Raw genomic sequence first — 22,521 nt, 5'->3', positions numbered from 1 at the left:
GTTGTCTTTAAAATTGAATTGAAATACCTAAGGAGTATATTTTAGAAAAAGGAGTGGTCTGTGCCGTACTTCTGTTGGGAGAAGTGGAAGGCATATTCAGGTTCACGGAATTGCTTGCCGCCTCTGGATCTATATAATCGGTCAACTTTGAAAAAGTGAGCAAGTTTTCGCCACTAAAATAGAGTCTAAGGCTATCAAAAGGCAATTTTGTGGTGAGCGCAGTGGGCAACGTATACCCCACGGTCATATTCTTTAACCTCAAGTAGGAAACATCTTGAATGTACCTGTTGTTAGCCGCCCCTAACGCATCACTTTCAGACAAAGCTATATATCCAAACAGCCTAGGGAAATAAGCATCAGGGTTTTCAGGAGACCAAATACTATTGGCCAAATCCTTTCGTATAAAAGAATCATAAGGTCTATTGTACATGGCCCAAAATAACCTAGAATCTCTGTGGGGGTACCAATCTTGCTTACCCACCCCTTGAAAGAAAGCTAAAAAATCAAACCCCTTGTATTCGGCATTTACCTTAAAGCTGTAGAGATATTGTGGTGCCGTATTCCCAATAATCCTTCGGTCTCCCGGATCGGCCAAGGTATTTTCCCCTTCGCCTATAACTCCATCGCCATCTAAATCCGTATACTTTACATCTCCAGGCTGCAGGCCTCCTGCCGCTACAATCCTGTTGGAAACCCGGGTTTGATCGGCGTGCGCTGCTACCTCCTCTTCAGATGTAAACAGTCCTTGTACGTCGTAGCCCCAAAGTTCACCAATGGTCATTCCCTCGTAGTAGTCCAATAAACTATTATTGGGGTTATCAAATCTGGTAATTTTTGTTTTGGAATTGGACAGGGTTCCAACAATAGAAAAATGAAAATCATCCTTACCTAGCTGAAAAGCATCCGAATAACCTAAGGATACTTCAAAACCACGGGTTTGTAGATCAGCGGCATTTTCTTGTGGAGAAGCCGTACCCAAAACGGCAGGTAGCGTGGCTCCTTGGGTAAGCATGCCTTCCGTATTACGTTGGTACCAATCAAAGTTGAGGTTGATCCGATTCTTGAATAGGGCCAAATCGGTACCAAGGTTGAAGGTTTTCACCTCTTCCCAGGTTATCTCTCTAGGGTTGAGGCCTGGAGATTCTATATAATCCAAGGTAGCACCATCTAGGGCGTAGCCGGTGTCTATATCTTTGTTCAACGTAGGTATATAGGCATAATCCGCTATATTCTGATTTCCAAGGGAACCATAGGAAGCCCTTAGTTTCAATTGTTCTACACTGTTCAAATTTGTCATAAACTCCTCGTTGGAGACCACCCATCCCGCTGAAACGGAAGGAAAAAAGCCCCAACGGTAGTCGGATGGAAAACGGGAAGAACCATCGTATCTACCGTTTACTTCCAACAGATACTTCTTTTTGAAATCATAGGAAGCCCTGTAAAAAACACCTTGCAATGCCCAAGCGGAGGCGCTACCGGTAGCTTCCGCATTGGAGGTTGCCAAGCCCAAGGAGTTGAGGTCATCGCTTATACTATTCATTTTCGTGGCCTCAATACTCTTGGTTTCAAAAGACTCTTGATTGAAACCCACCATGGCGCTTACAAAATGGTCGCCCAGTTGTTTTTGATAATCCCCATAGATATTAAAAGCTTCATAGGTAGAACGGGTATTGGATTCACGTAACCTATCAGCACCCATGGTTCCCACTTCTCCAACGAATATGGAGTATGGAATTCTAGTAGAACGTTGAAAGCGGTTGTACGTTTGCTTTCTTAGGGCGTAACTTGCCGTTACTTTCATACCTTCAAAAGGGGTTATGACAGCTGTCGCAATATTGGAAAACTCCTGATTGACCGTTTCCTGCTTGGATTTTCCATGTAGTAGGGCGGCAAAAACACCATCACCCACCGTATAATTGTTTAATTCGGTTCTCCATAAGGCATTGCCATCGGGGTTAATTGGCATATAGGCCGGTAAGCCATGCACCCAAACCAAACTTCTCCAAGGGTTGTCCCAATTTCCGTATTGGCTACCGCCATGCTGCAAATCATTTGAACTATTGTATTGCATGTTATTTGAAAAAGTAAGCCAGTCATTGGCATCTACTTCAAGCTTTCCCCTAAGATTGTACTGTTTAAAAATATCGTCCTGTACTTTTAAGATTCCAGTGGAGTGGTAATTTCTATAGGAAAAGAAGGTTCTCACTTTTTCTGATCCCCCGGAAAGAGAAACGTTGGTGATATTGGATGGGGCATTTTTTCTGAAAAAAGTATTCCACCAGTCCGTCGCCCCATAGTGAACATACTGTTCCCTTCCATTACGGTTATCGGTGACCACCCTTGCCAAAGAAGGATTCTGCGATACCTCTAAAAGGGCGGCATAATCCTGCTCTGTATACCCGGTATAGGACCTCCCCACAGCGGTTCTAAAAGATTCATCTACCAACATGGTAGATTCGTAAGGATCGGTCAAGAAATCGGTTCGTGTAGTGGGGGAACTGAAAGCAGTGTTATGGCTTACATTTACTTTGATCCTACCCTCCTTAGCTTTCTTTGTGGTAACCAACACTACCCCAAAAGCACCTCTCGCACCATAGATGGCCGAAGCCCCAGCATCTTTCAAGACACTAACCGACTCTATATCGGCAGGATTCAAGGTGTTGATATCTCCTTCTACCCCATCTACGATGACCAATGGGGAACCCCCATTGATAGAGGTAAAACCGCGGATATTTAAATTGGGGGATTCACCCGGTTTACCACTGCTCTGGGTAATGTTCAATCCTGGACTCACCCCTTGCAGCGCATTGGCCGCATTGGATAGGGGTCTGTTTTCAATCACAGAAACATCTACCTTATCTACGGCATCAATGAGTTTCTCCTTGCTCTTGCTCCCATAACCGATTACAACCACCTCATCCAGTAATTGCTCATTGGATTCCAAAACCACGACCAGATTTGGCTGGTTTTGGTTGATTTGAATGGTCTGGGGCAACATTCCCATATAAGAAAACTCCAAAGAACTACCTCTTTCCATCTCAATGGTAAATTTTCCATCAAAATCGGTGATGACCCCGTTTTGTGTCCCCACTTCCTTGACACTTACTCCCATTAGGGCGTACCCATCCACATCTCTTAAAATTCCGGAGACTTTGATTTTCTCTTGGGATTTTCTCAGGGTAACGGAAACAGTCTTGGCAAGGATTTTATATTTGATAGGGAAGATTTGGGAAATCTGGTGCATAGCTTCCTCCAATGAAGCTTGCTTAAAATCTACACTGCCTACGGCCGCATAATTAGCCACTTCGTGATTATATGCAAAAGTTATTTGGGAGGTAGCTTCCATATGACCAAAGAGTTCTACCAAGGTTTTATTCTTTTCTAGTAAGGTAATTTCTATTTCATCGGAAATAAACGATGTCTTTCCTCCTGCAAAGGCGAAAGATGTTAGACATATGGACAGCAGTAAAAAACAGCTTGTTTTCCACATGCTTTTCTTTTTTAGTAATTTTACTTTCATTTTTAGGTTTTCTATTAGTTTTTCAGGCTTTTAGTGAAATCTTGGGGTCCTTTCTATTGGCGTAGAAGGGGCCATTTTTTTTCTTTTTACATAGGCGAATTCTTACTGTTGGTTACGATATATTTTGTGGGGGATTCTTGAACAAATTTCAAGTCCAACAGAAAACTTAAACTCTCCAGCGTTTCTGAAAGATTGGGGTTGTTATAAGTTCCTGTAATTCGTTTTTCCCCTAAACTGCTATCATTAAGCTCAATGGAAATATTGAACCATCTTTCCAAGATGGGAATAGCCTCCAATAGATTGCTATCATCAAATCGAATGATGTTTCTTGTCCAATCGGTGAACCGGTCCACCGGAGCTTGCCCTCGCACATATGCTTTGGAGCTTTTGTTATATTGAACTTTCTGCCCGGGCACGAGCACCTCTTTCATTTGTGAATTATCAAAAACCATCACTTTTCCCGTTGCTACGCTCACGGAGATACTATCATTTTCTGCAAACGCATTGATATTGAACGAAGTCCCCAAAACTTGGGTCCTTAGCTCGGAAGTAACTATAATAAACGGATGATTTTCATCTCTGTGAACATCAAAAAAAGCCTCCCCGGTCAAAGAGACTTCCCTTGTATCGCCCGTGAAGTTTTTGGGGTACTGTAGGGAACTTCCGGAATTAAGATATACAGAAGTACCATCCGGCAATAGAATTTGCTCTTTTTGGCCGTAGGCAGTGGCAACTATTTGTAGCTCCACATTGGAATCAGTGGAAAGGCCAAAGAACAAGCCTAGACAAAGTACAATACTCGCTGCAATGGCGATACCCCAATACCTCGAAAATTTAGTTTCTTTTTCCTTGCCCAAGTTTGCTTCGATTTGGGCAAACGTGTCCTTCTTTGCTTTTACGCTATCAACGGGAAGAACTTTAGGGTTTTGGAATGTTTTCTTATCAAAATAAGAGTCAACCAGTTGTTTTTCCCTAAAGCTTGCAGTGCCGTTTTCATACTTCTGAAGTATGCGTATAAATTCTTCGGTTTTCAATAGACTTATATTTGGTGTCCTATTCTCAAGACACCTATAAACCGGAGTACACGTAAAAAGAAATGAGGTTTTGCAGCCTATTTAAACTTATGATAACATAAGACAGGGTTCAGGTAACCCTAGGGTAACAAACGAAGTGAGCAGGAAAGGAAAATAGGGTATCGAAAACCTTTGGGATTGTGAAATCCGGTTCTCGGTACTTTATAGCTAGAGCGATGAGCGAATTTGCAAAATCAAGCTCTGGGCAGAGGAAGAACGCCCCTCAATACATCGTATTCGGATTCTTCGAAGTTTTAGGAATCTGCTGAATGCTGTCCCAATGTTCACAGATCTTGCCCATGGCATCAAAGCGGAAGAAATCCATGGTTACATATTGGTCGTCATCGGGCCAAATTTGATGGGTGTGCAGCGCCACTAAATCGGCCTGGGCAATACAGCGTACAAATTCGATGGACTTCTGCGGATATTCTCGATGCATCCGTTCAAAGTAGGCGATAAACCCGTCGAGTCCGTCAGCGACATCGGGATTGTGCTGAATGTACTCCTCCCCTACATATTTTCCACCGCTTCTCGGGGATTTCCCAAATAGGCCGTTTTATAAAAGGCAATCGCATTTTCTTTGTTGACTTCTAAGTTCATTCAGTCTTATGATTCTAGTTGAATATGTTCCTTTTCGAGGTGACCACGGTAAACCTTAATTTATACCCCTGTCAGGTCGTGCAGCTATTTAAGGCTAATTATAAAACTTCAATATTTTGTCAGGTCGAGCGCAGTCGAGACCTCCATACTTAACTTAAATTGGAATTATTACGCCCCGCTTCCCGGGCCAGTCGCATTTGCTCACTGTCCCAATGGTTATCATTTTGGTAAATGCCACGTTTCCAATCTTGTTCCAATACTTTTTCCTGCTGGGCAATGGCTTCCCTTGCCTTAAAAATATATTCCTTTTCATCTTCGGGACGATTTTTAGCGAGCTCCCGTAGGCCTTCCTCATCCAACTTGATAAAATTCTGCGCCTGTCGGTACAGCGTATATTTTCTGAATCCTAGTTTGCTCAAAGCATCACTGGCCATTTTCACCGAAGTATCGAGCGACTCCCGATAAATATTGTCGACTCCCAATTCCAATAAATCAAAAGCCTCATAGCGATTTTTGGCACGTACTAGCAATTCCAGATTAGGATACTTCTTCTTCACCATTTCCACCAATTTCTGGGTGGTACTGGGGTGGTCGAGGGCACTGATCAGCATTTTGGCATCGGCAATTCCCGCAGATTCCAATAAATCCATGCGGGTCGCATCCCCATAATGCACTTCAAAGCCCATTTTCCGGAGAAAATCCACCCGATTCGAATCAAAATCGAGAATGGTCGCCTCAATACCATGACTCCGTAAAAAACGGCCTACCGTACTTCCAAAATGCCCAAAACCGACCAAAATTACTTTGTGCTGTTTGGCTATATGGTCGATGGCCCTTTTTTCGGTTTCCTTGGTGCCCACCCTCGGTAAAACTAAGCGTTCGTTCAGCATCGCCAAAATAGGCGTCAGGGCCATGGTCAGGGCGGTCACTACCAACATGGTATCCATTTCCACCCTACTTACAATTTCCAACTGAAAGGCGAAGGATAACAATACAAAGGCGAATTCCCCGATCTGTGCCAAGCCCACCGTCAGTAACAACCGCTGGTCCATTTTTAACTTGAAAAGCGTCCCTACTCCGTAGAGCACGACTGCCTTTAAGACAATAATGGCCATCAACAGGCCGCCGATGCCCCAAGGGTTCTCTTTAATGACGATAAAATTGATGGAAGCGCCCACTGCGATAAAGAAAAGTCCCAATAAAAGGTCTTTAAAGGGTTCCAAGGTACTTTCGAGCTCATGCTTGAACTCGCTGGTGGCTAAAACGACGCCCCCTAAAAAGGCACCTAGGGCAGGACTCAAGCCTACCAGTTCCATCAGTAAAGAAATTCCGAAAACGATTAATAGGGCCGCTGCGGTCAGTAATTCCCGAACTCGGATCGTTGCTATTTTTCGCAGCATGGGCACAAATAAATAACGGCCCGCCACCACAATGAGAGCGACGGATATGATAATGGCCAAGGTTTGCTGGCCCAAAGGCAGATTATCCAAAAGGTTGGCCGCGTGTTCTGCCTGCCCTTCCATTTCGCCTTCGGTCACCTCTGTGTTGGAAAGCAGCGGAAGCATCCCCAGCATAAAGATGACGATGATATCTTGAAACAGCAGGATGGAAAAGGACGAGGCCCCATAGGTGGTCTCAAATAAGTCTTTCTCCTTGAGGGTCTGTAAGGTAATGGCTGTAGATGACAGGGCTACCGCCATGGAAAAGGTGAGGGACACTTCATTGGAAAAGCCCAAGGGGTAATAGAACAATAAAAAAGCCACGATCATACTGCCCAATACCTGGGCGCCGCCCATGCCCAAAATGGTCTTTCGCATGTTCCAGAAGTTTTTGGGTTCGATCTCCAGGCCAATCAAAAAAAGCATCATCACTACCCCAAATTCGGCAAAATGAAGAATGTCTTCCCCTACAAAACCGAGCACATAGGGTCCGATTAAAATACCGGCCAACAGATAGCCCAAAACACTACTGAGTCCCAATCGCTTGGCGAGAGGTACGCAGATCAAGGCTCCGGCTAAAAAGACAATGGCTTCAAAAAGGATACTTCCGCTCATGGCTTAACCGATTTGGGGGATGTCGTTCAACATAGCACAGTCTTTCATCACTTGGGGTGAACAGTCGCCCTGTAAAAACCGCAGCATTTGGCCGTACTGCTCACATTGGTCGTCCAGCTCTGCATCGCTGAGCTTGTGCGTACCCATCACGGTAAAAGGCGGTAGGTATTCCATATTACAAAGGCGGGCGGTTTGTTCAAAAGGACGTAAAAATTCGTTCACCGAATAGTGGTTGCTGCCTTCGGAACAATACAATTCGCGCGACCCTCCGGTGGTGATCACGTTCAGGCACTTTTTTTGTTGCAGGGCCTTGCCTTCGGGGCCGTAGGCCCAGTTGTATTCAAGTACCAGGTCGATCCACTGCTTCATCAAGGGCGGACAACTGTACCAATAGAGCGGATGGTGCCACACTACAATATCGTGGCGGGCCAACAGCTCTTTTTCATAAGAAATATTGATATGAAAATCGGGGTAGCTTTCGTAAAGATCGTGAAAGGTGACCCCTTCGAGCTGGTCTAGTTGCTGTACCAAACGCTTGTTGGTACGGCTTTGCTCGAATTTCGGATGGGCGAAAAGAATCAAGATGGAATTCATGCCCAAATTTAGGGGAAAATCATGAATCCCATCAGATGTTTCTATAAAGGCTATGCGCCAGGACGCTTAAAAATAGATTTTATACGGCCTGTCAGGTCACTCATAAATGAGTTATCATCCTGAACACCATACTTATAGCCGTATTTATGACCATATCCTGCATTGGACAACTTTACATCATTTAGTAAGAAAACCGGATTTTTTAATTTACCCTCGGAATAAGACTCTAGGGCAAAATCAATGGCCTTCCTTTTGGTCTTTCCTGCCCTAATTAAATACAAAGTGATATCGGCATATTGACTAATTAGAAAAGTATCTGCCAGAATCATGGAAGGTGCGGTATCAACAATTATGTAGTCAAAAACTTCTTTTAACTGATAAAACATATCTCCCATCAATGGGTTTCTAAGTAAGTGAGTGGGATTTGGAGGAACAGGACCTGAAGGCAGCACCTTCAAATTGGAATCCAATTTAGAATCCTCTATAAAGTCAATTATCGGCTTTTGAGAACCTGCTAAATATGTGCTCAATCCTTTATCTCCAACTTGACCATTTTCATATCTTTGTAGCTGTGGATTTCTTAAATCTGCTCCTATAATTATCACACTTTTACCAGAGCGTACTAATGTCATCGCCAAATTTACCACAGAGAAGGTTTTTCCTTCTCCCTGCGATGTTGAAGTAACGTAAATACATTTCCCCACATTCTCAGAAATACCATCCCCCATAACATAATTGAGATTAGCACTAAGGATATTAAATGACTCTGCTAAAACTGACCGTTCATTTATTGAAAGCATACTAGCTTCTCTTGAGGAAACTTGGGGTATTTCTGCAACTATTGGCAATTCTCTTGAAATCTTTTTTATATCCTCTCGACTTCTAATTTTATTATCAAGAAGATTTTTTGCATTTATTATTACAAATGGAAAAAAAAGACCCATTAGAAAGGAAACGGCCAATACAATTTTATTGTTCGGGGATACAGGTGCTCCATAACTAAAAGCTTTATCCACTAATTTTGCTTTTGGCGCCGTTACGGCCAAGGCCAGGGAATTTTCTTCTCTTTTTTGCAAAAGGAATAGATAGAGTGCTTCCTTTATATTTTGTTGTCTTTCTATCCCTCTGAACTGCCTCTCTTGAGACGGTACTTCGGAGATTTGAGAACCTAAAATACCAGCTTGTCTATTCAAATTATCCCTAGCAATTCTTAAATTAAGCCTCCTTTGATCCAAACTTGCCTGTATATTACTTTTTATTTGATTAATTTGATTATTCAACCTAATCACCAAAGGGTTACGGTCTGTGGCACCATTTAGCAGTTTATTTCTTTCGAGTATCAATTTATTGAATTCATCTATCAACGCAGCAGTACCAGATTCATCTATTCCTAAATTGGTAGGTAATAAACTTGAGGTATTCGATCTAAGATGACCCATCATGGCATTCGTCAACTCCAATTGGGTATTGACTTCTTGCTGTTTCTTTTCATATTCACTTGCATTTTGAATAATGAGCGAAGATTCGGCCTGTATGTCCGTTAATCTATTCGACTCTTTGAACTGTTCTTTTCCGGACTCAACGGAATCCAATTCTGAATTTATGATACTGAGTCTTTCGTCAATAAAATAAGCTGTATTTCTTGCTATTAAGTTCTTATCTTCAATTGCTTCTTGATTGTATTCAAAAATTAGTTGATTTAAGATATCTTCAGCTCTTTGTTTAACCTCATCAACAGTAGAAACGTTTATTAACGTTGAGTTTTCATCTACTAATTCCACCCCTAAGTTGCCCTGATATCTGCTAGCCATACTTTCTATAGGATAAATGACAATATCTACCCCAATAGGACCTTCTTTTTCCGTTGTCTCTTCAAAATTATACTCCTCATTTGTGTCAATGGCAAAATCGATGTAGTCTAACTGCACTACATCTCCTATTTTATACTCTTTTTGAGTTTCATCGGGCATAATTAGCCTGATATTATCCTCATCAATTCTGTCAATACTAAAGTAATTTTTTTCATCCCTGGTTGCTAGAGATAGTTTAGATTCATCCATCCGGATTACCCTTAATAAATATGGACTTCCTTTATAAATATCTTTTTTAGGAAACCCTTCTTGATCATAATATAATACGTTCAACTGTAAAGCCTTTACCGCATTGACCATTAACCTTTTTGACCTTAGAAGGCCCAATTCATTCTCAATACTACTAGTACTTAGACCTTTTAACAAACCTAAATCCGCAAAGTTGGACGCATCGCCACCAGGGCCCTTACCTTCCTCATTTTCAATAATAACACTTGTTGTAGCCGCATATGTGGGTATTGTAAACCTTAAATAAAGAAATCCTATAAGGAGAGTAATTAGTACACTGATTAAAAACCAGGGCCAATATTTTAAATACCCGTCCAACAATTCTCTAAAGTCTGGCAATTCTCTGTCGCGAACATAGAAATTGTTACTGTTTTTGCTTGTCATAGTATTGTTTGGTTGTTAATGATATGGTACACATCAAGAATTCATGACATGTATTAAACTTACATTTTGTCCTCGGCATACGTCCCAGAATAGGAACTGTTTACTGAGCGGTTGTTCTTGAATTTTTCTGCTAAAAGTATGAATCCAAACTTAAAACCATATAGAACATATCTTTTCCACATTCGTTTGGGCTCCTTAAATAATCTACCTAACCATTCCAAACCTAAATCCCTCCATTTTTTACTAGGTCTTTCTACGGTACCTGCATAAAAATCAAATACTGCTCCTATAGAACAAATTAGTTTTGTGTTCAACTCTTTTTTAAACTGGTAGCTCCATTTCTCCTGTTTGGGTGCGGTCATACCCACAAATAGAACATCTGGACCAAATGAGTTTACTTTACTTATCATTAGCTTGGAATCTTCTTGAGTAAATTCAGGTTTATAAGGTGGGGAATAACTACCAACCCTAACATTTGGAAAATTTTTATTAACCTTTGTTCTTATTATTTCAAGAGTAGCATTAGAGGCTCCTAGGTAGAAACAACTTCCATGTTGCTCATCTAATTTCTTCAACAAAAATGAATGAATATCTGCACCTGCAATTTTCTTTACTTTTTTCCTTTCCAAAAATCTAGCTGCCCAAACCATTCCGATGCCATCAGGTAAAAGAATTTCAGAGTTTTGTAGCGCTTGTTTAAATGAGACATCTTCTTCTGCTATGCAATAAGAGTATTGATTAACCGTACTAATTAACATTTTATCCTGAAAATTAATACCATTGAGATTATCACTAAAAAGGGAATAACCCAAACAATTTGTGGTTTTGAATGTTTCTTCCATAGCTCTTTTTTTATGTTAAGGGGTTACATTAAAAGGATTTAAGTTAAAAAGTACCAAAAGGTGAGGCTTAATTTGATGTTATAACGTCATTTAGTATCTCTTTTAAATTAATCTCAAATTTTTTCAAGGTAAATTTCTCTTCGTATCTGAGCCGTCCGGCCCTACCCATCTCCCTCCTTCTCTCCGCATTTAGAATTAAAAACTCAAGTTCTTCGGCTAAACTTTGGGCATCCCTTTTTGGAACCAGTACGCCTGTCACACCATTTTCGACAATATCCGGAATACCCCCTTCAGTAGTGCTCACAACAGGTTTACCAAATTGCATGGCTTCCAAGAGAACTAAAGGAAAGCATTCATTATGATAAAAAGTAGGAAAAACGAAAATACCAGCGTCTTGAAAGAATGAAATTTTATCCTTACCGTATTTTTTGCCATGTGCAAATACTTCTGTTAATAAATCCATCCTTTCCACCTCTTGGGTAAAAGCTTTTTCTGTTACATCGCTCCAAGCGCCAATAAAATGACATTCAAAACTTAGTCCTTTAGCTTTTAACATAGAACAAGCTTGCAAAAGTGTCCATACGCCCTTTTCTGCCATCATATTAGACAAAAAGAGAAGTTTACATAAAGCTTCCTTTTTCAGGCCATTAGTATTATTGAAGAGGGAATCTTCTATGTCCTCTACTCCATTTGCACAGAAGTAAGCATCCTCGCGTGCCACATAATTTTCTACATCTTTATAAAGTAATGGTGACAATAAAATACTTTTGGTGTTCTTAAATGTAATTCTATATAAAAAATCATGTATTTTGTTAGACTTATTTTCCGAAACACCCTTATTATGAAAATGATAAACAATTTTTTTATTCATCATTTTAAGAAGTACCACTACTAAGAAATCCTTATAGAGCCCCACACCTTTGGCGGTTAATGTAAGGTAACATAAGTCATAGTCTTTTTCCATAATAGCTTTGAAGACCCTTCGGATTATCTTAAAAGTTGCCTTAAGCTTGTTTAAACCACCCTTGCCAATTTCATCTAATTGAAAAGAAGTAGCCAAATTTATATAGTCCGCTTCAAATTCCTTATTTATAATAGAACTATTCATGATATTCTGCCCCACTATAGCTGCTCCATTTACAGGTGGCGGAATGTGGAGGATAAATAAGATTTTTTTTTTGACCATACTAGACGCCCAATAGATTTTTTATTTTATACACAGCTCTTGTACGTAAGCTATATTTGGACCGAAATTGTTTTATGAAATGATATTCCAGTTCTACCTTTTTATTAAAATTAAAGTAGGTTTTTTCAGTCGTATCTAAAATAGTAGCAAAGCGGTCATCGCTATATTTCGTGTGCGTAGCCCCACTTCCAAATCCAATATTCGAGATTTTTGAGACCACCGGAAATACCGTAAGTTGATTTTTTAAGAACTGATCAAAACACCAGCGGATGGCCCATGAACTAATTTTTCCTTGCATTTGCTGATCTAACATTGAAGATAAATCAGAACCCATAGCGTTAAACTTTTTTCTTAAAGAAGTATTTCCCTTAAACCCGTTGTATACCTTAACCTGCCAATCTACTTCTTCCCATCTATTCTTCCATGTCGCCCACCCCCAAGACGATGCTCTTCTTGTAAAATAGGAATCATATATGTACCCTTTTGGGGGGTTAATAGGCATGGTATAACCGGAAACGGAGTGAACCTGGTTATTGGAGACGAATTCATTCAAGGCTTCATTCATGAAATTCAAGAAATTAGGACTCGTAACCAAATCATCTTCTAATACAATCACTTTGTTATGCGTAGCAATGATTTGAGTAACCCCCTCAATAATGGAATTAGCCAAGCCCTTATTGCTAACGGATTCATATATTTCCACTGATTTAAAACCATTGATAGTGTAGAGAAAAGCTCTCACTTCGGAAACCTCTTTGGCATCCGATTCGTTTTTGGCCCCATCCGAGAAAATAATAAGATCCGACTCTTTAGCCATAAAATTACATTTTAGAGCTTCCAGCGTTTTTTTAACGGGGGCGACTTTTTTATACGTAAACAAAAGGACGGGGGCCAAACTCATAATCTCAATACGCTTTATTGATTACCAAATCCTTTTCAATAAGTTCTTCGTAAACTAACATCCATTTCTTTCTATATCTTGCATGGTCATATTGCATGGCGGTATTTTTGGCATTACTACCCATTTTTTCCAAGTCAAATTTTCCTTCAACAACTTGAAGTAAAATATCCCTTATGGATTCTGGCGTCCGTTCTATTAACCAACCATTTTTACCAGGTTCCAAATATTCTTCAACACCGTGCATCTGGGAAGCCATTAATGGCACTCCCGCTGCCGCAGCCTGGATACAGACCAAGGAAAAAATTTCGTAGAGAGAAGGAAAAGAAAAAATATCGCTCATCCAAAGGTAGGGCCGTATATCCTTTTTAAACCCCACAAAGACTACTTGGTTTTCAACTCTCATTTTTAGGGCCATTTTCCTATAACTTTCAATCTCCGCAGGTTTACCCCCTACTACCAAAATTTTGACATTCTTATGGTTTTCAAGCAAGGCCAAACTTTTGATCAATTCTGGCAAACCCTTTCTGGCAAAATCTCCTAGAGCCGCAAAACTTAGAACAATATCGTTTGTTTTAAGACCTATCTCCTTTCTGGCGTTCGTTTTATCAAAATCTATAGGTTTTTCATAGTGGACAGTATCTACGGGGTTGGCAATGACCTTAATTTTTTCAGAGATGGAAGGATACATCTCAACAAGCTCTCCTGCTAGCCCCCGTGAAGGAGTTACTACAACTTTTGCTTTTTTAAAAGCTTTTTCCTCCGCATGAGCGTGGTATAGGTGGTTTAACTTTCGTAAAATTCTTCGTAACCCCTTAATTGAACTACTTTTCCAATGCTTCTTCAAATAAGCTCTATGGCAAAAATGGGGATAGGAAACGGTACAATTTTCATACTGGCCTTGGGTTGTTTGTATAAGATAAGGTCCCTCCGTATTTTCCAAAACCACCCGCAATTTTCTGTTAACCCGTTTTGAGAAAACTAGATACCTTAGGACCAAAGGAGCACTTGGAGACTCAATTTTGTGAAAGACCACTTTTTGCACCAGATCAGGGTCTATCTCTGTTGCCAATAAATGAATATCAAAAATTTCCGAAAGACCTATAAGCTCAGATAATATGCAACTACCCGCAGGGCTAGTCTGCTTTACAGAAAGGTCTACCACAAATAATTTAATTTTCATGTTTTTGTCCATATAAGGTTTTATACTGTATTTAGATTATTTTCTAAGGGCTGCTTACTTGTAGCATCCTCAAATTTGAAAAGACTTAAACTTTCGTTCCCGATGGAGAGTATAAAAAAGCTTAAAGCCCAAAATTCTTGAGAGCTATATAAGGAAGACGAAAACATTCCAAAAATGATTACTTGTAAGAATAGTAAAAGTATCCATCCGGAAGGATGCAGACGTTTCAATAATATGAAACATTTAACAACACAAACTATCATCATAATCAAAAAAGGTATACCGCCCACCAATCCAGTGGTCATAAGTGCCTCAATTACAAAATTATGGGGATAGTATCCTTTAGCTATTCCACTTGGTATTAAATAATAATTCCCAAAAATGGGAGCATCTAAAAAATGACCTATAGCATTTTCGTAGATTGCATCCCTTCCACTGGTCTCTCCTGTTTCAATGGCAGATAATAACCTAGTCACAATACTACTACCTACTGCTTCCGAGAGCTCGATAATAAAATCAAGGGAGAGATAAAAAGTCAAGGCAGCCCCAACTACCAACATCAAACCTTTAACAAGGCCTGCCTTAGCAAAAAAATAAAATATACTTACAGTCAAAAGAACTACAACCGGAGACCTAGAACCCGCTTTCATGATTGAGATTATCCCTAAAAGGAAAAAGATAGAGTAGACGAAATAACCATATCTAAAGGGTTTATTTAGAAAGCCATAAAGTGCAATCAAACTTAAGGCGCATCCCATCTGACCGTAATTGATGGTATTCACCGTGGAATTCGCATCAAATCTACCAACTAAAGGCAAAGGACTGGGTTGGGCAACAAAAAACGCGATAAGTAATCCTAAGGCAAGACTAAATAGAAAAAAATAATAAGAACGACCTGACACTATAACAGGATCGTACCGAAGGGAAACCGCTACCAAAATACTTAAAGCAAAACCAATTAAATCTCTGATAGACCCCATACCCATGGGATAGACCTGCCAAAAAATATCGATTAAAATATTTAACAAATAGATACCCGCCACAAATACAAACAGTCTTTCCTGCCAAGACAGTAAATAAATAGGTTTAAAATATTTGTAAATTATCCAAAATGAGGTTATTCCTCTTAAAGTCCAAAGAGCATAAGAGGCAATGGAAGGAGGAAGTCCAATAAAATCTGGCACGAACGTAATCAGCAGAAAGACACTATAAAAGTTTAATGAAAAGTGTATTCGTTCCTTGTATATTTTATAAATGTAATCTAGCATTCAATTTTCTGCAGTAACGTTCTTTATTTTGATTTTAAAAAGCTCTTTACCCCAATAATAAGGTTTCCGCAAATTTTTTAGGGGTGTGTTCCTTTACAAAGCTATTTACTTCTTCAAAAGAGTGGTTACTATTTAATAATTCCTCTATCTTTTCCGCAAGAAAGTATGCATTGGGACGTTCCAGCAATAAACCTAGATTGTAGTCACTAACCAACTCTTTAATAAGCCCAGCATTAGTCGCAATTACAGGCTTTTTTGCCGCCGCGGCATGTCCTAAAATCCCACTACTAAATTCCGCATTTTTATAAGGAAGCAAGACGGAAAAACACTGGTCGAATAGACTTTTCATCATAGGGGTAGGTACAAATTGATTGTCCCAAAATATTTGGACGTTGGTTTTTTCTTGAACCTCCCTTATCCTATTATTATAAACCAACTCATCCTGCGCAGGGGCCTTTCCTACCAAAAGTATGGCCACTTTCTTTTGATGATCGGAACTTAATTTAAACGCAGCCTCAATAACCTCATCTGTACCCTTACGTGCTCCTAAAGCACCAATATGTAAAAAGATTTTTCTTGCCGGTTGAATTTGGTAGTATTCGTATATCTTAAAATTAGGCTCAGGTTTTAAAACGGGAATGGGATCAGCAAGCACTTTAAACACATCCGTTTTAAACTCACGGTTCATAAAATCTACCGTTGTCTGATCATTTAGTACAAATACTCGTTTAATACTTTTGTTAGAAATGGCCCATTTGGTCAACAAATAGCGTTTATAATACTCAATCTTTTCCTTTAGACTGTTTTTGTTCAATCTATAAAATTGTAAAAATAGAATAGTGGTAATTTCATAATTTACCTTTTTAAACAGAGAACCATATTTAATATTATGAAAATCAAGTACAATTACCTCCCCTATTTTTAGTCTATTAGTATATATACCAAGCAGTTCCATAGAAGTTAAGGAAGAACTGATACTATTTTTATTTTCAATAGACTCTAGTTCCTCCCTTTTAATTGGCTGCCATTCTAAGAAGTCAATATTTATACCCTTTTCAAAAATATCTGGAAAGTGTTTTTCAAAATCAGTATGCACTACGAAAATGTACTTTATGCCATTCTCACCATTAGCTTTTATATAATCCACCAAATAATTGATGTATTCTGAATGATGTCCAGAAATGGCTACATCGTATATAAGTAATTTATTCATCATGCAAAAACTTAATCATTTATTTAAATGTCTAGTTCATTTATAAGCCTTTGCATCCTTTTCTTATTTATTTCTAACGAGTAGTTGGAAATAAATGTATTGTAAAGTATGTTCTCCCTATCATGATCAACCGCAAAGTTTTCGACAATGCCTCTAAAGGCTTCCGCAGTGTCTGCTACCAAAAATCCGTCACTAACAGTTCCCTCTACTCCTTTAGATGTGGATATAATTGAAGTTTTGAGCGCCATAGCCTCTAAACATTTAAGCCTAGAGCCACTACCATGTAATAAGGGAATAAAAACCGCCTTTGCCTTAGCTATATAGGGTACTATATCGTCCACAGCTCCAACAGAGATTATATTTTTATATTGGTGTAAACCAATCAAATCATAATAGGCCTCTTTTGAGCCTTTGCCGACAAGTAGAAGTTTATGATTTTTATCTAAAGTTTCATTCCATACCTCACCAATAATCCATTTTAAGCCCATTTTGTTCATATAGGCACCAAAATTGGCGGTCATGACAAAATAGTCTTCTTTTTCATAATTTGCATTATACCTAGACTCGTCGAGAAAATTCGGTATAAGGTGGATCTTATTGGGTTTCATAAATTTGGCGTAAAATGATTTGTCATCTTCACTCACGCATATTAATTTATCTGCTTTCGGAAAATACAGACGCTCATGCCAATACGCCTGCCAATAAAATTGAATTTTTCTTAATTTGTTGAAAATGCCTTGAACCGGCTCTTGCAGAAGCAGAGAAGATTCTGCGTTATGAGTACCATAAATAACAGGTATACCTTTATTTTTAAGAAAACTTATGTATTGACCAATAAACGCATAGTCCAAAAAAGCAAAATCAAATTCATTTTGTTTAGCAAGTTTGCCAAGTACTATACGTAATTTTTTGGAGATCCTATAATAGTATATTCCAGTAATTCTCTCAATTATGGTGAAAGGTTCATTGTTGAATTCGATGAACGATACATTTTTAAGCTTATAATCATTAAAGTCGATTGAATTCTGATTGGATACCACTGCAATAACAGTATGACCTAATTCCGATAACACCTTAAGCAACCCATAAGATCTAATTCTTTCACCTCCATTTATAGGAAAAGGTGAAATCTTGGTATAAAACAAAATCCTCATTGATTAATGGAGTCTAAAAAATAAAACAATTAATTTATTCAGATTAGGAACTTAGAGGCCAGCATTATCCAAAAAATTTTGGGCTAACTCCCTCTCACTTGCGATAATTTGGTTTATCCTGTCATAATCTATACCTTCCTCCAGAACTTTTCTACTAATCTCACTACTATGTATAACAAATCTTTTCTTCAGATTAAATGTTTCTAGAATAGAATCAAACCTGGTGATACCTCTTGATGTATTTCCATAGACAATAAATGGCTTATTAAATAAGATGGAAAATAAACAGCCATGAAATGAATCTGTGATTATAAACTTCGCTTTTTTGAAACCTTCAATCCAACTTCCAACGGAAGGATAAACCATTTTATCATCAAAGGTCCCCTCATTAGCTTTTTGCACGCCTACTCTAAATGGAGTACATTTTAATTCTTTAGATATAATTTCAGCAGTTTTTTGTTTATCCCCTCCGTAATCTAACATATAAATCAAAAGACCATTTGAAGGTATATGATCAGATTTATTTTCGCAAATAAGACCTGTATACAATTCCGGTTCGACAAGTATTGCTGGATCTAAAATATGGCTTGCCGTAACATTTAGGTGCTCACGACATAACTTCACTCCACTCTTTTCTCGAACAGAAATTGAGTCAAATTTTGAGGCTAATTCTGATAATTCTTGTGTTTGACTTTTAGATAATTTCCATTCATCAATACCAAAAGAGGCCGCGAAAGATATTTTCAAAGCATTTTGATTAGTAACAAAATCCAGAAAGTAATTTTTACGGCGTTCCTTGGTGTAATCAAACCTCCAGACTTGATCGCTACCAACAACATATGCATCAAAATTGTCATAGGAACCAAAGTCTTCTTGACTATATATCGGAGCCGTCGTATTCATATTAATTTCTTCAAAAGCTTTCATGTTTTTAGAGATTTTTTTTAATCTCTTTTGATTCTCACGTTCCTTTCCCAAGACGATTTTCAAAAACCTATAGACAGATTCTTTAAAAGAAGTGGCTGGTAATATCGAAGTCACTTTAAGGACAGTGACATCATGCCCGCGTCTTTTCAATATAATTTGAAGTGCATACGACTGTAATAAGCCTCCGTAATTATTATTGAACGGTAATGTCAGGATGGCTATTTTCATTTTTTAAATCTGATTTAATATTTTTTTTACATGATTAACAACCTTTCTTACCAAAGTTATCTTGTAAGTTTCTTCATAATCTTTCACGATTGGATCCATTTTTTTTTTGAACTCACTAAATTCACCAATTTTCAAAGCCTCTTGAAAAGCAATATGACTTTGATTCGCCAAGTCCATACGGAGTTCTTGTCTTAATTGAAGCTTTTTACTTAGATGATTGGAACTTGGCTGTACTCTTTTATTCGGTCTCCATTCATCATTCTTGTCTTTCAGATGCAATCGATAGGCCAATCCCTCTCTTCTGTGATTAAACCCCGAACTTTGCGACTGGACCACTTTTTCAGCAGTAATTTCGTCAAAATGCAATCGCTTATCTATGCGTGCTTTTTGAATTAAATTTGAAATCATTTTATTTCGAATCACAACTACATTTGTCCCCTTACTGTCACTAACGTACTCTGGTAGCCAAGCATCACCTATAGAAATATCCGCAGTTTCTCCCACTACATCATCACAATAATCGCACGCTTGATATTTAAAAAATCCCCAACCCCAATTAGCTCCATACAACTCACTTACAGGAGGGCTAATAATATCTTTGTCCTCAGATGAAATCTTCACGGCATATTTGCTGGCATTATTGTTATCTAACTTTTGACGAAAATTGATATTTTCCAATTTATCTGGATGAACACCTTGCTGCCACCCCCACATGCTAGCAAAATGGGCACTTTTCAAATGACCACATACCAAACCAACACAAAACTTAATTCGCTCGTTTATAACCGTATCTTGACTTGCAAGTAATCTTATCGATTTAATAAAGCATGGCAGGCCGACTATCGCATACCTGCCAGAGTTTTCCCTTATCAAACCTATCACCTCTGCCATTTCTATAGGGTAATATCTTGAGGAGGATCCTTCAGATACTTCTTCGATTGTATGTGATATGGTGTATTTGAAGAGAACATTTCCTTCTGAGGGTTTTACATGTATTATACCATCAACTAAATTGCTATTTAAAAGTTCAGATAAAATCCACGAGCCCATTCCTCCCGAACTTCCTTTATCTCGAAATTCATGTTCATTAACATAACCTGCAAATGTTGAATCAATGTAACCCAGTTTATCATGTTTGATGTTCGTCTTTCCAAATAGCTCTTCACCTATTTCATCTTCATTTTTACTTTCGTTGGAAAAAGGACACAGATTTAAAACTTTAGCATCAGCTTCAATCACCCTATTTTCATCAACCTTAGCTTGTAATTTCGAATAGTTATCAAATTTAATTTCAAAGGGAGAATTTTTCACAGTAGCACAAATACCACAACCAATGCAATATCCGCCCTTAATAACAGTGTCATTCAATTTTTTACTTTCTGTAATACTGTTCATTTTCTAATTTTTTTCATTAAGGAGTGTAGAAATTGTAAACAAAGTTTCTTTTCATCTACATAAAGACCAAAAGCATAAATTGTAACAGCAAACATAGCTGCTGATACCCCTCCCGTAACTAGAAATCGAAAGTCCATAGTTAAATATCTAGTTATCACATAACAACATAATAATGATGATATCAATGGAATAACTAGGCCATGAAAAACACGTTTGTAATAAAGGGTTATAGAAAGATTAGCGATTTTTTTCGCAATAAGAATTCTTAATACAACACCTATCAATTCTAGTATTAAATAACTGATAAAAACATAGTACGGTGGCAATCCTATCTTCAAAAACAAATATGCCAAAGGTAAGGTCATCAAAATCACACCTCCAACCAGTGTTTGATAGAGCTTTATTTTTCCTGTTGCCTGCAATGCAGATTGTAGACCAATGGTCAATTGGTTCAACATTATGGAAGTCAAAATTAACTGTGCAAATATTGTAGTATAATTTGGAATATCCTTCAACCAGAATTTTAATATGTGAGACATTTCAAAAATAGCGGGTACGGCAATTACAGCCACCAAAAAAAAACCGAATTTGCTAGCTATCATAGAGAGCCTAAGCATTCTCTCCCTATCGTCAAAACCTTCGCTTTTCATGATTTGCGGATTTAACGCCCTTAACATGGTAGCTGACAAAAAATTCATTTGTGATGCCAATTGGTTCGCTATACCGTATGCAGCATTAATAACAGTACCAAAAAATATATTCAACAACACTGCTAAGCCCTGTGTTCTTCCCATACCACAGAGCGCACCAAAAAGATTCCATCCCGCAAATGAAGAGAGCTGTATTATTTGCTTTTTATCAATTTTTGTACCTTGTAAGGAGCATTCATCGTATTTTTTAAAACAAAAGGCCATATATAACATTAATGTCACGAATGCCAAAGCGGCCATCAGATAACCGTAAATAATTAGCTTGTCTTCATCAATTAAAATCAAAACAAATGCAATACCTAACTTTGATAATGCCTCAAAAATATTGATAACAGCCACAAAGAGTAAGTTTTCGTGAGCCACTAGCGAACCCATAAACGGTACATTAATCATACTGAATAATAAAGAGGCAAGCATCGTTCGGTATACAATCTTTGCAGCATATATTCTTCCATTTGCTATATTCAGAAAATTCTCGAATAAGTATGATTCAAGAAAAGCCAAAAAGATAACAATGACTATTCCTACTACGATATGCATAGCAAGACTATTAGCAAAGACAGATTTTTGACCCCTAAGATCCTTTTTGCCTTGATAAAAAGACAGAAACCTTTGGGTAGAGGTGGCCATTGTGTTTTTTAGAAATGCCAAAACGGCGATTATACCTCCTACCAGCTCAAAAATACCATAATCTGTACTTCCTAGGGCATCTAGAATTAGTCTAGTTGAATACAATGACACCCCTACAGTCAACACCATTCGACCATACAATATGGCCGTATTAACAATAACTCTATTTGCAGGGGTCACTTAAAAATTGTATTTGCGAATTGGCATAATATTTTTGTTTATTTTTTGAGTCAAAAATGCAATTTAGACACAAAAAAATCACTTATTCTTATGGCTCCGCCCCATGAGCCCCACAATACTTGTGTCCATCTAGGGGAAAAATCTGAAAGAAATATGCTAATAAAAGCACCCAAATAAAGGCAAAGATATTGGTCTAAAAAAACTATTGCTCCATTAAATTCTTTGAATGTTTTTTAGTACTAAGAATACCATAATACAATGCATTTAAAATTTTTAAGTACTTATATTTCGTTCATGAACAATGCAAAAAAACCACATTAACCAATTGTAATTGCACATAAACGAATTAACTTTTTGTTAACAAAAGTCAAGAAGAAAGCTCT

Annotated in this window: 16 protein-coding genes; all 16 read right to left on the bottom strand. The window is 38.3% G+C overall.

Annotated elements, in window-relative coordinates:
- Nucleotides 1–7: 7 nt before the first annotated feature.
- The 16 genes from BIZ36_RS12980 to BIZ36_RS12905 all read right to left on the bottom strand — a co-directional run bounded on the left by BIZ36_RS12980 (nucleotide 8) and on the right by BIZ36_RS12905 (nucleotide 22,138).
- Complete coding sequence (locus BIZ36_RS12980) at nucleotides 8–3,520, bottom strand: SusC/RagA family TonB-linked outer membrane protein (RefSeq protein WP_187458334.1); 3,513 nt, start codon at nucleotides 3,518–3,520, stop codon at nucleotides 8–10.
- 86 nt (nucleotides 3,521–3,606) lie between these two features.
- Nucleotides 3,607–4,554 (bottom strand): FecR family protein, encoded by a 948-nt coding sequence (locus BIZ36_RS12975; RefSeq protein WP_187458333.1) that lies wholly within the window; start codon nucleotides 4,552–4,554, stop codon nucleotides 3,607–3,609.
- Nucleotides 4,555–4,816: 262 nt separating this feature from the next.
- Nucleotides 4,817–5,050, bottom strand: a complete 234-nt coding sequence (locus tag BIZ36_RS21310; RefSeq protein WP_353616844.1) for a nuclear transport factor 2 family protein — start codon at nucleotides 5,048–5,050, stop codon at nucleotides 4,817–4,819.
- Nucleotides 5,051–5,342: 292 nt separating this feature from the next.
- Entirely contained in the window at nucleotides 5,343–7,247 is a 1,905-nt protein-coding gene (locus BIZ36_RS12965; RefSeq protein ID WP_187458332.1) for a monovalent cation:proton antiporter-2 (CPA2) family protein, read from the bottom strand.
- A 3-nt stretch (nucleotides 7,248–7,250) separates the two neighbouring features.
- The gene (gene kefF / locus BIZ36_RS12960; protein WP_187458331.1) at nucleotides 7,251–7,841 is read right to left on the bottom strand and encodes a glutathione-regulated potassium-efflux system oxidoreductase KefF; all 591 of its coding nucleotides are present in this window, start codon (nucleotides 7,839–7,841) and stop codon (nucleotides 7,251–7,253) included.
- A 50-nt stretch (nucleotides 7,842–7,891) separates the two neighbouring features.
- Nucleotides 7,892–10,324 (bottom strand): GumC family protein, encoded by a 2,433-nt coding sequence (locus tag BIZ36_RS12955; protein ID WP_187458330.1) that lies wholly within the window; start codon nucleotides 10,322–10,324, stop codon nucleotides 7,892–7,894.
- Nucleotides 10,325–10,383: 59 nt separating this feature from the next.
- Complete coding sequence (locus BIZ36_RS12950) at nucleotides 10,384–11,166, bottom strand: WecB/TagA/CpsF family glycosyltransferase (RefSeq protein ID WP_187458329.1); 783 nt, start codon at nucleotides 11,164–11,166, stop codon at nucleotides 10,384–10,386.
- A 67-nt stretch (nucleotides 11,167–11,233) separates the two neighbouring features.
- Complete coding sequence (locus BIZ36_RS12945; protein ID WP_187458328.1) at nucleotides 11,234–12,352, bottom strand: glycosyltransferase family 4 protein; 1,119 nt, start codon at nucleotides 12,350–12,352, stop codon at nucleotides 11,234–11,236.
- Between the two features lies 1 nt (nucleotide 12,353).
- Entirely contained in the window at nucleotides 12,354–13,169 is an 816-nt protein-coding gene (locus BIZ36_RS12940; protein ID WP_222937384.1) for a hypothetical protein, read from the bottom strand.
- Nucleotides 13,170–13,257: 88 nt separating this feature from the next.
- A complete protein-coding gene (locus tag BIZ36_RS12935) occupies nucleotides 13,258–14,433 on the bottom strand; it encodes a glycosyltransferase family 4 protein (protein WP_187458327.1) in 1,176 nt (391 codons plus the stop codon).
- A gap of 20 nt (nucleotides 14,434–14,453) precedes the next feature.
- On the bottom strand, nucleotides 14,454–15,701 hold the full coding sequence (locus tag BIZ36_RS12930) for an O-antigen ligase family protein (RefSeq protein WP_187458326.1): 1,248 nt from the start codon (nucleotides 15,699–15,701) through the stop codon (nucleotides 14,454–14,456).
- Nucleotides 15,702–15,747: 46 nt separating this feature from the next.
- Nucleotides 15,748–16,917, bottom strand: coding sequence for a glycosyltransferase (locus BIZ36_RS12925; protein WP_187458325.1), 1,170 nt, complete (start codon nucleotides 16,915–16,917; stop codon nucleotides 15,748–15,750).
- 20 nt (nucleotides 16,918–16,937) lie between these two features.
- The gene (locus BIZ36_RS12920) at nucleotides 16,938–18,059 is read right to left on the bottom strand and encodes a glycosyltransferase family 4 protein (RefSeq protein WP_187458324.1); all 1,122 of its coding nucleotides are present in this window, start codon (nucleotides 18,057–18,059) and stop codon (nucleotides 16,938–16,940) included.
- Nucleotides 18,060–18,119: 60 nt separating this feature from the next.
- Complete coding sequence (locus BIZ36_RS12915) at nucleotides 18,120–19,223, bottom strand: polysaccharide pyruvyl transferase family protein (protein ID WP_187458323.1); 1,104 nt, start codon at nucleotides 19,221–19,223, stop codon at nucleotides 18,120–18,122.
- Nucleotides 19,224–19,226: 3 nt separating this feature from the next.
- Nucleotides 19,227–20,618 (bottom strand): Coenzyme F420 hydrogenase/dehydrogenase, beta subunit C-terminal domain, encoded by a 1,392-nt coding sequence (locus tag BIZ36_RS12910; protein ID WP_187458322.1) that lies wholly within the window; start codon nucleotides 20,616–20,618, stop codon nucleotides 19,227–19,229.
- Entirely contained in the window at nucleotides 20,615–22,138 is a 1,524-nt protein-coding gene (locus tag BIZ36_RS12905) for an MATE family efflux transporter (protein ID WP_353616840.1), read from the bottom strand. The genes BIZ36_RS12910 and BIZ36_RS12905 overlap by 4 nt, the downstream gene beginning before the upstream one ends.
- Nucleotides 22,139–22,521 lie beyond the last annotated feature (383 nt).

Origin of the sequence: Cytophaga sp. FL35, from assembly GCF_014349235.1 — a bacterium.
Taxonomy (GTDB): Bacteria; Bacteroidota; Bacteroidia; order Flavobacteriales; family Flavobacteriaceae; genus Euzebyella.
Note: the sequence above shows the minus strand (reverse complement) of the source record. Positions and strands in the feature narration are given on the sequence as shown.